Origin of the sequence: Luteimonas kalidii, from assembly GCF_029887935.1 — a bacterium.
Classification (GTDB): domain Bacteria; phylum Pseudomonadota; class Gammaproteobacteria; order Xanthomonadales; family Xanthomonadaceae; genus Luteimonas; species Luteimonas kalidii.
On the sequence record NZ_JARXRO010000016.1, the window covers coordinates 52,485 to 65,726 of the forward strand.

Annotated in this window: 10 protein-coding genes; 2 read left to right on the plus strand and 8 right to left on the minus strand. The window is 69.6% G+C overall.

Annotated features, from left to right (window positions below):
- Positions 1 to 300: 300 nt before the first annotated feature.
- The 7 genes from kduD to QFW81_RS10120 form a co-directional block, all read right to left on the minus strand.
- Positions 301 to 1,059, minus strand: a complete 759-nt coding sequence (gene kduD / locus QFW81_RS10090; RefSeq protein WP_280578652.1) for a 2-dehydro-3-deoxy-D-gluconate 5-dehydrogenase KduD — start codon at positions 1,057 to 1,059, stop codon at positions 301 to 303.
- A gap of 55 nt (positions 1,060 to 1,114) precedes the next feature.
- The gene (kduI, locus tag QFW81_RS10095) at positions 1,115 to 1,963 is read right to left on the minus strand and encodes a 5-dehydro-4-deoxy-D-glucuronate isomerase (RefSeq protein ID WP_425604010.1); all 849 of its coding nucleotides are present in this window, start codon (positions 1,961 to 1,963) and stop codon (positions 1,115 to 1,117) included.
- Between the two features lie 348 nt (positions 1,964 to 2,311).
- The gene (locus QFW81_RS10100) at positions 2,312 to 3,361 is read right to left on the minus strand and encodes a LacI family DNA-binding transcriptional regulator (RefSeq protein ID WP_280578653.1); all 1,050 of its coding nucleotides are present in this window, start codon (positions 3,359 to 3,361) and stop codon (positions 2,312 to 2,314) included.
- 136 nt (positions 3,362 to 3,497) lie between these two features.
- Positions 3,498 to 4,784: a TRAP transporter large permease gene (locus tag QFW81_RS10105; protein ID WP_280578654.1), complete on the minus strand. Its 1,287-nt coding sequence runs from the start codon at positions 4,782 to 4,784 to the stop codon at positions 3,498 to 3,500.
- Positions 4,785 to 4,786: 2 nt separating this feature from the next.
- A complete protein-coding gene (locus QFW81_RS10110; RefSeq protein ID WP_280578655.1) occupies positions 4,787 to 5,308 on the minus strand; it encodes a TRAP transporter small permease in 522 nt (173 codons plus the stop codon).
- Positions 5,309 to 5,316: 8 nt separating this feature from the next.
- A complete protein-coding gene (locus tag QFW81_RS10115; protein ID WP_280578810.1) occupies positions 5,317 to 6,216 on the minus strand; it encodes a TRAP transporter substrate-binding protein in 900 nt (299 codons plus the stop codon).
- An 86-nt stretch (positions 6,217 to 6,302) separates the two neighbouring features.
- Positions 6,303 to 7,145 (minus strand): 2-keto-4-pentenoate hydratase, encoded by an 843-nt coding sequence (locus QFW81_RS10120; protein WP_425604011.1) that lies wholly within the window; start codon positions 7,143 to 7,145, stop codon positions 6,303 to 6,305.
- A gap of 148 nt (positions 7,146 to 7,293) precedes the next feature.
- On the opposite strand from QFW81_RS10120, the gene QFW81_RS10125 reads away from it, so the two are divergent.
- Together QFW81_RS10125 and QFW81_RS10130 are read left to right on the plus strand one after the other, a co-directional pair.
- Complete coding sequence (locus tag QFW81_RS10125) at positions 7,294 to 8,631, plus strand: pectate lyase family protein (RefSeq protein ID WP_280578656.1); 1,338 nt, start codon at positions 7,294 to 7,296, stop codon at positions 8,629 to 8,631.
- Positions 8,628 to 10,232, plus strand: a complete 1,605-nt coding sequence (locus QFW81_RS10130) for a carboxylesterase/lipase family protein (protein WP_425604017.1) — start codon at positions 8,628 to 8,630, stop codon at positions 10,230 to 10,232. Before QFW81_RS10125 ends, QFW81_RS10130 begins: the two co-directional genes overlap by 4 nt.
- 142 nt (positions 10,233 to 10,374) lie before the next feature.
- Here QFW81_RS10130 and QFW81_RS10135 read toward each other — a convergent pair whose 3' ends face one another.
- Entirely contained in the window at positions 10,375 to 13,167 is a 2,793-nt protein-coding gene (locus QFW81_RS10135; RefSeq protein WP_280578657.1) for a TonB-dependent receptor, read from the minus strand.
- Between the last annotated feature and the right edge of the window lie 75 nt (positions 13,168 to 13,242).

Genomic DNA, 13,242 nt, shown 5'->3' on the forward strand with positions numbered 1-13,242 from the left:
GTTCTGTCCGGTCTCGGAGCGACGCTACCCCCGGGAGACGGCCTTTCGTCCCGTCGGCGCAACGTCTTCCGACTCGCACGCGGCAGCCAGATGTTTCGTCTCGTGACCTCGAGTCCAGCGACGCCATTGGCTGGTTCCGCGACTCCAGAGCAACATCCCTTCGGAGCCACGCAATGCGATTGGCCGTGTTCCGGAAGCAGGACCTGCCCCGACCGACCGGGAACAAAGAAAAAAAGGAACGGGCGCAGAGAGTCGCATCGGGGAGGACACCCGCCCTCTCGCCCGTTCCGGAGAAGTCCGTCAGCGCGCCAGCCAGCCGCCGTCGACCGGGATCACCGCGCCGTTGACGTAATCCGAGGCGCGGCTGGCGAGGAACACCGCGGTTCCGCCCAGGTCGGACGGCTCGCCCCAGCGGCCGGCGGGGATGCGGTCGAGGATCGCCTGGTTGCGGTCGGCGTCCGCACGCAGCTGCGCGGTGTTGTCGGTGGCCATGTAGCCGGGCGCGATCGCGTTGATGTTCACGCCCTTGCCGCCCCATTCGTTGGCCAGCAGCCGGGTGATGCCGGCGATCCCGCTCTTGGACGCGGTATACGACGGCACGCGGATGCCGCCCTGGAACGAAAGCATCGACGCGATGTTGATGATCTTGCCGCTGCCCTGGCCGATGAAGTGCCTGCCGGCCGCCTGCGACATGAAGAACGCGGACTTGATGTTGACGTTCATCACGTCGTCCCAGTCCTTTTCGCTGAAGTCGACCGCATCGGCACGGCGGATCAGGCCGGCGTTGTTGACCAGGATGTCGAGCCTGCCGAGGCCCGCGAGCGTCTGCTCCACCAGGCGCCCGACCGGCTCGATGCTGATCAGGTTGGCCTCGAGGTTGAGGAAGCGGCGCCCCAGCGCGCGCACCTTCTCGCCGGTCTCGGCCGCCTCCACGATGCCCGCCCCGGCGATGTCGGCACCGGCTTGCGCGAGTGCGAGCGCGATGCCCTGCCCCAGACCGGTGTTGGCGCCGGTGACCAGCGCGACCTTGCCTTCGAGACTGAAAGGATTGCCTGCCATCGTGTTCGATTCCTTGATCGGTTGGGTTGCGCGCAACGGGATGCGCGGCGGCGTCCTACTTGAGCTGACAGATGTCCAGCACGTGCATGTCGGTGTAGTCGAGGTTCTCGCCGCCCATCGCCCAGATGAAGGCGTAGTTGGACGTGCCCGATCCCATGTGGATCGACCACGGCGGCGAGATCACCGCCTCGTCGTTCTGCATGACGATGTGGCGCTGCGCGTCCGGCTGCCCCATGAAGTGGTAGACGCGATCGTTGTCGCCGAGGTCAAAGTAGAAATAGACCTCGCTGCGACGGTCGTGCAGGTGCGGCGGCATGGTGTTCCAGACGCTGCCGGGCTTGAGCACGGTCAGCCCCAGCAGCAGCTGCGAGGACTTGCACGTGGCCGGAACGATGAACTGGTAGATGGTGCGCTCGTTGCTGGTCTCCAGCGCACCGCGGTCCAGCGCCACCGCCTCCGCGATCGACAGCTGCTTCGTCTCGAAGCGTGCGTGCGCAGGCGTGGACGCGAGATAGAACTTCGCCGGATTGGCCGCATCCGCAGAGGCGAACGTCACCTCCTGGCTGCCCATCGCCACGTACAGACCGTCCTTCGGGCCGAGGGTGTACGCGGTGCCGTCGACGGTCACCGTGCCGGTGCCGCCACCGACGTTGATCACGCCCAGTTCGCGCCGCTCGAGGAACGGATGCCCCTTCGCGGATTCGGGTTCGGTCTGGCGCGGCAGTTCGACCACTTTCGACACCGGCGCGGCGCCGCCGAGCACGAAGCGCTCGTTGTGCGAATAGTTGAGCTGCACCGCGTCCGCCACGAACAGGTCGCCGACCAGGTAGCGATCGCGCAGCTGGTCGTTGCTGGCGCCCTCCATCATGTCGGGATGGGTGGCGTGGTAGGTCTTGCGGAACATGGCGATGGACTCCGTGATTTCGGAAGCCGGCACGGCCGGCCAGTGGATCGACGGAGCCCAGTCTACCCATTCTGGTAACCGGTGTCATACCGCGCTGCGGCACGCGCACGGCGTCGGAGTGTCCGGTCTGCACGTAGCCTGTGGCCGTAGCCCGGATAAGCGCAGTGCATCCGGGAATGCCCTCTGGTGGAGCGACGCTCGCCCGGCCGCGCTGCGCCACCTATCGGCGCGGGCGGTTCTCGCATGATGGGGTGGCCCCGGATGCGCTGCGCTTATCCGGGCTACTCCGGGCTACGCGTCGGGTGCGTGGGTGCAGCCCACGGGCCGGCCGGACACAGCGGCGGGCGCTTACGCCGGCGGCTGGCAGGAGTCGCGGATCACCAGGTGCGGGCGCACGCTCGAGAGCGGGCGCGGAGCGCCGTCGGTCTGCAGCAGCATGGCCGCGGCCATGCGGCCGGTGTCGCGGGTGTCGCGGCGCACCGAGGTCAGCGGCGGCCACAGGCGCGAGGCCAGCGGGCTGTCGTCGTAGCCCACCACCGACAGCTGCTTGGGAATCTGGATGCCGGTACGCAGTGCGACGCGGTACACGCCGGCGGCCATTTCGTCGTTGCCGCAGAAGATCGCGGTCGGACGCTTCTTTCCGGCGAGCAGTTTCTCGGCCGCGGCCACGCCCGACTCGAAGGTATAACCGGCCTCGACCAGGCGCGATTTGGGCAGTTCGATCCCCCGGCGCTCCAGCGCACCGACGAAGCCGAGGGTGCGCTCGATCGCCGATCGGTACGTCGCCGGGCCGGTGATCATCGCCACGTCGCGATGGCCGAGCGACTGCAGGTAATCGGCCACCTCCGCGGCACCGTCGCGGTCGTGGGTGACGACCATCCGTTCCGGATTGTCCAGCAGCACCGAGGCGATGCGTGCATAGCGGCATCCCACCTCGGCCAGCATGTCGGCCATGGCCTGGTCTTCCGACACGCGCGGCACCAGCATTACCCCGTGCAGCTTCTGCTGCTGCACGAACCGCCGCACGCCGTCGACATAGTTCGGATTGCGGCTGTCGCAGGGATGCACCACCAGTTCGAAGCCTGAATCGCGCAATGCGTCGAGCGCGCCGTACTGGATGTCCACGATGTACTGCGCGGTCGGGTTGTCGTAGATCATCCCGATCAGGAACGAGCGCCGGAACGCGAGCCCGCGCGCCATCGGGTCGGGCACGTAGCCGACCTCGCGCATCAGCGTTTCGACCTTCTCGCGCGTGTCCGCGCGCACCAGCGGCGAGCGGTTGATGATCCGCGACACGGTCTTCTTGGACACGCCGGCGAGCCGGGCGATGTCGTTGATGGTGGCTGCCCGGCCGCGCAGCGAGGCCTTGGGGTCGTCTTCCGTGCGATTTCGCGGCATGTCGTGTCCCGCCGGCTGATACCGGTGTCGAGCCCAGTCTAGCCTGCGGCCGGCGCAAATGCGGCGCTCCATGCGGCCCGGCGGCAGCGCGCCGCCGGGCCAATGCGTCCAGCGATGACCGGGCGTGCGACGAGGCTCAGCCGGCCCGCAGCACCGCGGGCAGCCACAGCGACAGCGGCGGGAACAGCACCACCACCACCAGCACACCCAGGCCGGCCAGCCAGAATGGCCAGATCGAACGCAGGCTCTGGGCGATCGTGATCTTCCCGATCGCCGTGCCGACGAACAGCACCGAGCCCACGGGCGGGGTCACCAGCCCCAGCCCCCCGGTCAGCACCAGCACCATGCCGAAGTGCACCGGGTGGATGCCGTAGGCCTTGGCCACCGGCAGGAAGATCGGGGTGCAGATCAGGATCATCGGCGCCAGGTCCATGAAGGTGCCCAGCAGCAGCAGGATCAGCACGATCAGCAGCAGCGCCGCATAGCGGTTGTCGGCGATCGCCTGCAATGCGTCGACCGCCGCCACCGGCACCTCCAGGTAGGCCAGCAGCCAGCCGAACGCCGCCGCGCAGGCGATCACGAACAGGATCACGCCGGTGGTGCGCGCCGCGTGCACGATGGTGTCGAGGAACACCCGCCACGGCAGCTGCCGGTACAGCACCACGGTGACCAGCAGCGCGTACACCACCGCCACCGCCGCGCTCTCCACCGCCGTGAACACGCCGGCGCGGATGCCGACGAAGATCAGCGCCACCAGGCCCAGTCCGGGCAATGCCGACACCAGCCGCAACAGCACCGCGCGCAGCCCGGGGAACGGCTCGGTCCCGTAGCCGCGCCGGCGTGCGACCACGTAGCCGGTCAGCATCATCGCCGCGGTCATCAGCAATGCGGGAAGGATCCCGCCGGCGAACAGGTCGGCGATCGAGATGCCGCCGCCCGCCGCCGCGGAGAACAGGATCAGGTTGTGCGAGGGCGGCACCAGCAGTGCGACCAGCGCGGCGGTGATGCTGACGTTGACGGCGAAGTCGCGATCGTAGCCACGCTTGACCATCTGCGGGATCATCGTCCCGCCCACGGCGGACACGTCCGCGATCGCCGATCCCGACACGCCGCCGAAGAACAGCGAGGACAGCACCGAGACCTGGCCCAACCCGCCGCGTACGCGACCGACCAGTCCCGCCGCCAGGGCGATGAGCCGCTCGGAGATTCCGCCGCGCATCATGATCTCGCCGGCGAAGATGAACAGCGGAATCGCAATCAGCGAGGCGGTCCCGATGCCGGCCCCGATCTGCTGCACCAGCACCACGGACGGCAGGTCGAGATAGAGCAGCGTGAGCAGCGAGGCCGCCGCGAGCGCGTATGCGACCGGCACACCGATGATCAGCAGCCCCGCGAACACGCAGAACAGGATGGCGATGCCCATGCTCAGTCCTCCCCCGGCATCCGCAGCACGTGCGGCAGCCGTGCCAGCGCGAACACCACCATCAGCGCGCCGCCGGTCGCCAGCGGCAGGAATCCGATGCTCTGCGGCATCGGGGCCCCGGCGATGCGCACGTCCAGGCCGTCCAGCAACAGCACCGCACCCCACCAGGCCAGCACTGCGCCGATCGCGGCGATGACCAGCACCGTGAGCGCATCGACCGCACGCCGCACGCGCGGCCGCATCGCGTCGGCGAGCAGGCTGAAGCTGAAGTGGCGGCGGGTATGGACGCCGGCCGCAGCGCCGAGGCTCATCGCCGTGCTCAGCAGCAGCAGCGTCACCGGCTCGGTCCAGCTGGGGGAATCGTTGAGCACGTAGCGCGCCACCACCTGCCAGCCCTGCACCACGACGAGGCCACCCAATGCCAGGGCGGCGATCGCGATCGCGGCGTCGGAGATCCGGTCCAGCGGCGTCGGCGGTGCGGTATCGGCAGCTTCGGCGGCGTGCGCCGGCGCGTGTTCGTTCATCGTCGTCCTCAGGCAGCCGCGCGGATCCGCGCGTACAGCGCGTCGATGCGCGGATCGCGCCGGTACTCGGCGAGCAACGGCGCGGCCGCGCGCCGGAAGGCATCCATGTCCACGTCATTGGTGTCGATGCCGGCGGCGAGCACCTGTTCGCGCGCGGCCGCCTCCGAGGCATCCCAGGCCTGGCGCATCACCTGCACCGACGCCCGCGCGGTCTCGCGCACCAGCTCGCGATCGCCGGGCGCCAGCGCGTCCCAGGTGCGTCGCGACAGCAGCAGCACGTCGGGCGCATACGAATGTTCGCTCTGCGACCAGTAGCGCGCGGCCTCGAAGTGCCGGCTGGAATGGAAGCTGCGGATGTTGTTCTCGGCACCGTCGATCATGTGCGTCTCCATGCCGGAGTACACCTCGCCGAGCGAGAGCGGCGTGGCGTTCGCGCCGAACAGGCGCAGCATGCGGATGAAGATGTCCGAGACCGGCACCCGGATCTTCATGCCCGCCAGGTCGGCGGGCACATGGATCGGACGCCGCGCGTTGTAGAAGCAGCGCGCGCCCGAGTCGTAGATCGCCAGCCCCACCAGGCCGCGCCCGCCGAATCCGTCCAGCACCGCGCGGCCGACCTCGCCGTCCATCGCGCGGCGCATGTGCGCCACCGACTCGAACGCATACGGCAGGCACAGCGCGCGGGTCAGCGGGAAGGCGTTGTTGAGCGCGCCGCTGTAGACGCGCGCGAAATCGATCGCGCCGAAGCGCGCCATGTCGATCGCTTCAGCCTCGCGGCCGAGCTGGCCCGAATGGTAGAGCCGGAGACGGAGGCGCCCGCCCGTCTCGCGTTCCAGCGTCTCGCCGATCCAGCGCACGGCCTCGACGGTGGGGTAGTCGGACACGTGCACATCGGTGGCGGTGAGCATGCCGTCGCGCCCGGCGCCGCGCACCCGGCCCGGCGCGACCGCCCAGGCACCGGCGGCTCCGAGCGCGGCGACGAACGAGCGCCGCTTCAACGGCCCGCCTCGCGAGGCGTGGCCGCCACCACGTGGCCGGCGATGTCCCCGTGCGACCCGAACGACACCCGGATGCGCTGGCCCACGCGCACCTCGTGGATGCCGGTGGCGTTGCCGGTGGCGATCAGGTCGCCGGCCTTCAACGGCCGGCCGCGCCGGGCCGACCGCGAGAGCGCGAACGCGTAGGCGGCAGGCAGTCCGCCGGGCAGCGCCGAGGCGCCGCCGCGGCCGACGCAGACATCGTCGATCCAGCTCTCGGCCAGCAGCTCGGACTCGGCCAGCGCGCGCCAGCCCTGAATCTCCGCGCCCAGCACGAGGCCGTTGTTGTTGCCGAAGTCCGACACGACCACGCACGGTCCCAGCGCATTGATCGTGGCCAGCGGGCTGCTCGCGATCTCCAGGCCGGTCCACAGCGTGGCCGGCACCGCAACGCTCTCGTCGGGGGTCCAGTCGAGCTTGTCCGGTGGCGCGTCGGCCTCCAGGCGCAGGACGTACTCGGCCTCGATCGCGCCGAAGCCGCCGACGAACACCGGGATCGGCGTGTGGTCGGACGCTTCGCTGCAGCGCCCCGCGAAAATCGGACCGAGCAGGCGCTCGTCGCCCGACGCGTCGCGCCGGGCTTCGGCGATGTAGCCGACCTTCCAGCCGACGATCCGGTCGGGCCAGCGCGCGATGGCGAGGTCCTGCACGCGGTAGGCCGCCACAAGATCGGCCGGGATGATGCCGGGAAAGTCCGGCAGGCTGCCCCCGCGCTGCCGGGCGCGCACGAATGCCTCGGCGATGTCGGCGCCCTCGCGCCCGGCCGCCATGTCCATGGGTGTGTCCGTCTCCCTGCTCAAGCCCCCTCCGGATGATGTTGCGGTGCAGATCGCCGCCGGCTGGATGTCCTTGTAAGGTACACCGGTGTCATTTTCAATGTGCAGTGCGGCAAACCGGTGGACATCCATCCCCGGCCGCACCCGGACAACCGTCGAGGAGCCGCCCAGCATGCCCACGATCCGCCGCCATCCCGCCTGGTCCGCCCTGCTCGCCTGCGCGCTGGGCCTTGCCCTGCCGCTGGCGGCGTCCGACCGGCCCGCGCAGGCCTTCCCGGGCGCGCAGGGTTGGGCCGCAGACACGCCGGGCGGACGCGGCGGCAGACTCCTGCGCGTGACCACCCTGGCGGCCGACGGGCCGGGATCGTTGCGGGCCGCGGTGGAAGCCGAGGGGCCCCGCATCGTGGTGTTCGAGGTGGGCGGCGTGATCGACCTGGACGTGCAGACGCTGCGCATCACCGAACCCTTCCTCACCATCGCCGGACAGACGGCGCCCGCGCCGGGCATCACCCTGATCCGGGGCGGCGTGGACATCGCCACCCACGACGTGATCGTGCGCCACCTGCGCGTGCGTCCCGGCGATGCGGGCAAGGCCAGGCGCAGTGGGGTCGACTTCGACGCGATCTCCACCGTCCGCGCCGAGAACGTGATCGTCGATCACTGCTCGCTGACCTGGGGCACCGACGAAGGCCTGTCCGCATCGGGCACGCGCTTCATCGAGGGCGGCACCACGCTCGAGGACTTCCGCAAGGGCACCTCGCGTCGCATCACCTTCAGCAACAACCTGATCGCCGAGGGCCTGGCGTACGCCAGCCACGGCAAGGGCGAGCACTCCAAGGGCACGCTGGTCCACGACCACGTGCAGGACATCCTGATCACCGGCAATCTGTATGCACACAACTACGAGCGCAATCCGCTGTTCAAGGGGGGCGTGTCCGGCCAGTTGCTCAACAACCTGATCTACAACCCCGGCGCGCGTGCCGCGCACTACAACCTGATCGCCGAGGAATGGCTGGGCCACGAGTACGCGACCGGCACCATGGTCCTGCGCGGCAACGTGCTGCGCGCGGGCCACGACACGCAGCGGCTGGCGCTGTTCATGCTCGGCGGCTCGGGCGACGTGGACCTGTACCTGGACGACAACATCGCCGTCGACGTGATCGGCGAGGCCACCATCCCCGAGATCGGTCGCTACACCACCGCGCCGGCGCGGGTGAACCGCCTGCGCAGCGCACCCGGGCTGCCGCCGCGCGCCACGCTGCTGCCGGCCGCGCAGGTGCAGGATGCGGTGATCGCGAACGCCGGCGCCACGCCCTGGAACCGCGATCCGATCGACCGCCGCATCGTCGCCGACGTGATCGAAGGACGCGGCGAGACCATCGACAGCCAGGACGAGGTCGGTGGCTATCCCGACCATGCGCCGACACGCCGGCCGTTCGTCGAGGCCGACTGGAACCTCGACACGATGGAGCCGCACGCGGGTTACGCGCGCGGCGAACCCCTGCGCTGACGGTGCAGCCCGGGCGTCGCCGGTTCCTGCGACAGGCGCTCGCCACCGGTGTGGCGGGTGCATGGACAGGCGCGGTGCCTGCGGCGCCGTCGGGACCGGCCAGCGTGGCGCGTGTCCGTGGCGGTCGCGTGGCGGGTGAACGCGTCCACGGCGTGCACGTCTTCCGCGGCCTGCGCTACGGCGCCGACACCACCGGTCGCCGCTTCCTGCCGCCGCGGCCCGAACCGGCATGGCGCGGGATCCGCGGGGCTATCGCGTTCGGATCGCCTGCCCCGCAGCGCGGCGAGGGCGGCCCCGGCAGCGAGGACTGCCTGTTCCTCAACATCTGGACCCCGGCCCTGCGCGATGGCGCGAAGCGACCGATCCTCGTCTATCTGCACGGCGGTGGCTACAACACCGGCGCCGGCAGCGATCCGCTGTACGACGGCACGCGCCTGTCCCGGCGCGGCGACGTGGTGGTGGTGACGCTCAACCATCGCCTCAACGCGTTCGGCTACCTGCACCTGAAGGAGCTGCTCGGTCCCGACTACGCAAGCGCCGGCAACGCCGGTCAGCTCGACCTCGTGCAGGCCCTGCACTGGGTGCGCGGGCACGCGGAGGAGTTCGGTGGCGACCCGGACAACGTCACCCTGTTCGGCCAGTCCGGAGGCGGCGCCAAGATCGCCACGCTGATGGCGATGCCGGCCGCACGGGGCCTGTTCCACCGCGCCTGGACGATGAGCGGACAGCAGGTCACGGCCGCCGGGCCGCGCGCGGCCGACGGGCGCGCGCGACGATTGCTCGATGCGCTGGGGCTGCGCCCGTCGGCCGCGGAACGCCTGTGCACGATGCCGTCCGATGCGCTGCTGCAGGCCTTGTCCGTGCGCGACCCTTCGCCGGTGGAAGACATCGCGCTGTACCTGGGGCCGGTGATGGATGGCGTGTCGCTACCGCGCCATCCGTTCTGGCCCGATGCGCCGCCGCAATCCGCGCACATGCCGATGGTGATCGGCAATACCCGCGACGAGACCCGCGCCTTCCTCGCCGGCGATCCGTCGAACCACGCGCTCGACTGGGCGTCGCTTCCGGAGCGGCTGCGCGCCCACCAGTACGTCGATCTCGACCCTGCCGTCGTCATCGCCGGATACCGGCGCCTGTACCCACGTTCCACGCCCAGCGATGTGTTCTTCGCCGCGACCACCGCCGGTCGCTCCTGGCGCGGCGCGCTCGAACAGCTCGAGGCACGCGCCCGCGATGGCCGCGGCAATACCTGGGCCTATCAGCTCGACTGGTATCCGCGCGATCTCGATCCGGGCGGACGCATGCGCGCCTTCCACACCCTGGACATTCCCCTGGTCTTCGACAACCCCGGCCGGCCTGGCTCGAAAGCCGGCGTCTCCGCGGCTGCGCAGCGCGTGGCCGATGCGATGAGCACGGCACTGCTCGCGTTCGCGCGCAACGGCGACCCGCGCACCGGGGCCACCGCGGCCTGGCGCCCGTGGTCGCCGCCCGCGCGCGACACGATGGTGTTCGGCGACGAGCCACGGCTCGAAGCCGACCCGCGCGACGGCGAGCGCCGCCTCTACGCACGCGCTCCCTTCGTGCAGCGCGGAACGCTGTAGCCGCGATCCCGGCCGTGGTATCGGTCCGCCAGGGGCTCGCCGCCCGCGGGCGTCGCATCCGCCTCGGCGCCTCGCGACCACCTGACGCTGCGTTTCGCACCATCGGTGCCGGCGTATGTCCGCGCCGGCACCGAACTGAGCGTCAGAACTTGTAGCGGAAGCCGACCATGTACTGGCGGCCGGTGTGGGTGTAGGCGATCGGCCGGTCGCCGGCCGAATCGATCCACAGGTCGCTCCACTCGTCGGTCAGGTTGAGGCCTTCGAGCGAGACCGAGAAGTGGTCGTTGATGTTGTACGACAGCGAGGCATCGACCGTGGTGGTGGCCTTGGTACCTTCGACGTCGCTGCCTTCGCGCCCTGGAATCTGGTTCAGGTACTCGTCGCGATAGGCCGCCGACACGCGCGCGGAGAATTTCTGGTTGTCGTAGTAAAGGGTCGCGTTCCAGGCGTTCTCGGACAGCCCGACCATCGGGCCGCGCGCCGACGGCTCGCCGCTCGAGCTCAGGTACTGGATCTCGGAGTCGACGTAGGTGTAGTTGAGCTGCACACCGAAGTCCTGCCAGATGCCCGGCAGGAAGGTGAAGGGCTGCTGGTAGCTGATCTCGTAGCCGGTCAGGTCGCCGCCCGGGGTGTTGAGCGGCTGCTGGAACACGAAATCGTCGCTGGGCGTGGCGCCGGTGCCGATCAGCAGCGAGTCGGGCAGGCCCGAGGTGTTGTACGGACGCGTCTCGCGCGAGGTCTGGATGTAGCTGTCGATGTCCTTGTAGAACGCGCCCAGCGACAGCAGCCCTTCGCTGCTGAAGTACCACTCCAGGTTGAGGTCCAGGGTCTTGGCCCGGAACGGATCCAGCCGCGGGTTGCCGGTGGTGACCGTGCGCGCACCGCCGCTGACGGTGACCGACGCTCCCGGGTTGAGGAAGCCCAGGTTCGGCCGCGACATCACTTCCGCGCCCGACAGACGCACCAGGAAGTCCGGCGTGACCTCTGCGATCAGGTTGAACGACGGCAGGGTGTCGCTGTACTCGTACATCACGCGCGTGGGAACCGGAACACCATCCACGAACGACGAGCCGTCGCTGGTCAGGTCGGTGTCGACCCGGCGCACGCCGACGTTGCCGCGGAACGGAACCGCGCCGATGTCGAACGAGAAATCGCCCTGCACGTAGAAGCCGGTGCTGCGCTCGTTGACCACGCGGTTGTTCGCGGCGACGTTGGAGAGCGTGTCGGACACGGCGTAGAGTCCGCTGTTGCTGTAGATGTCGTACGCATCCGCGAATGCGTTCACGTCCGGCACCACCCAGCGGTTCACGCCGCCGGCGTCGATGCCGTAGAGCCCGAACTCGCGCACCAGCCCGGCCAGCGCATCGCTGCCCACCGCGGGCACGGCGCTTTCCGAGGCGCGGCGCCACTCGCGCCCGGTGTAGGTGTAGTCCTTGTAGTGCCCGCCACCCTTGAGCGAGAAGTACGGCGAGGCGATCCAGGTCAGGTCGAACTGTCCGGTGTCGTACTCGTTGCGCGCGAACTGCGGGCGCAGGCGCACCTCGGCCAGCGTCCAGCCGTTGGGGTCGAGCGGATCCAGCGCGCCGTAGTCGAACGCCGGCAGGCGGCTGTTGCCGCGGTAGTCCCACGAATAGCCGTCGACGTCGAACTTGTCCATGATGATCGTCGTCTGCACCGGATTGTCGTATTCCGAGCGCGAACTGCCGACCAGCGCATCGAGCACGACGCTGTCGCTGAAGCGGTGCTTGAGCGTCCACCCCCACTGCAGGAAATCGGTGGTCTGCTCGTCGTAGCGTCCCTCGGAACGGATGTCGACGTTGTCGAACGCGCCGTACACCAGGTTTCCGCGGCCGTCGATCTCGTAATCCAGCACCGCGGTGTCGGGCTTGCCCACGCCGCTGCGGCTGAAGGACACCGCGTTCATGTTGTCCTGCCAGCGGTCGGCGTCGAAGCGCGCGTACAGCGCATCGAACACGAGCTCCGTTCGATCGTTGGGCCGGAACTGGAGCGAGCCGGTGACGCCGATGCGCTCCTGGTCGTGCACGTACAGATTGTAGCGCGGAATGCGCGGATGGTAGGCCTGGTTGACGGCCACGCAGCCCGGATCGGCGGGTGCGTCGACGCAATCCACGCCGCCCACCGAGCCGAAACCGCCGTTGGCGCTGCCGGCCGACCAGCGCACCGAATCCGAGCCCTCTTCGATCACCTTGCGGTCGGTATAGGCGACCGACAGCAGGGCGCCGAGCTTGTCGTCGGCGAAGGTGTTGCTGATCAGGAAACTGCCGCGCGGATCGGTCTCTTCGAGCAGGTCGTTGTAGCTGGCCTGGCCGCCGACCGACAGGGTGAAACCGTCGAAATCGAACGGCCGCGCGGTGCGCAGGTCGACGGTCGCGCCCAGCGACCCTTCCTCGATCTCGGCCGCCGAGGTCTTGCGCACCACGAGCTGGCTGAACAGCTCCGAGGCGAAGGTGTTGAAGTCGAAGCCGCGGCCGCGGTTCACGCCACCGGAGGTGTCGGTGCCGCCACCGGTCGCCAGCGCCTCGATGCCGTTGATGCGCACCCGGGTGAACTGCGGGCCGAGGCCGCGCACCGAGATGTTGCGGCCTTCGCCGCCCTCGCGCGTGATCGACACGCCCGGAATGCGCTGCAGCGATTCGGCCAGGTTGAGGTCCGGGAAGTCGGCGATGTCCTCGGCCACGATCGCATCGATCACGCCGCTCTCGCCGCGCTTGATGTCGAGCGCCCGCTCCAGGCTGGCGCGGTAGCCGGTGACCACCATGGTGTCCAGTGTCTGCGCATCCTCGCCAGGCGGCGTCGCGGGGACCGGTGCGGCGTCCTGCGCAAGCGCGACCAGGGCCTGCCCCTGGAGCACGAGACCGATCGAGACAGCGAGCAAGGTAACCGGTGTCTTTTTTCTCTGACGAGCAGCTTGCATAATTCCCCTCCCGTGGTGCCGGTCGTGAGCCCTGGCTCCGGCTGGCTGATGTAAGTGCGCTGAGATGACGTCCGG

Excerpts from the sequence above, each read along its gene's own strand:
- kduD (WP_280578652.1), bottom strand. The coding sequence starts at position 1,059 with ATGGCAGGCAATCCTTTCAGTCTCGAAGGCAAGGTCGCGCTGGTCACC.
- kduI (WP_425604010.1), bottom strand. The coding sequence starts at position 1,963 with ATGTTCCGCAAGACCTACCACGCCACCCATCCCGACATGATGGAGGGC.
- QFW81_RS10100 (WP_280578653.1), bottom strand. The coding sequence starts at position 3,361 with ATGCCGCGAAATCGCACGGAAGACGACCCCAAGGCCTCGCTGCGCGGC.
- QFW81_RS10105 (WP_280578654.1), bottom strand. The coding sequence starts at position 4,784 with ATGGGCATCGCCATCCTGTTCTGCGTGTTCGCGGGGCTGCTGATCATC.
- QFW81_RS10110 (WP_280578655.1), bottom strand. The coding sequence starts at position 5,308 with ATGAACGAACACGCGCCGGCGCACGCCGCCGAAGCTGCCGATACCGCA.
- QFW81_RS10115 (WP_280578810.1), bottom strand. The coding sequence starts at position 6,216 with ATGCTCACCGCCACCGATGTGCACGTGTCCGACTACCCCACCGTCGAG.
- QFW81_RS10125 (WP_280578656.1), top strand. The coding sequence starts at position 7,294 with ATGCCCACGATCCGCCGCCATCCCGCCTGGTCCGCCCTGCTCGCCTGC.
- QFW81_RS10135 (WP_280578657.1), bottom strand. The coding sequence starts at position 13,167 with ATGCAAGCTGCTCGTCAGAGAAAAAAGACACCGGTTACCTTGCTCGCT.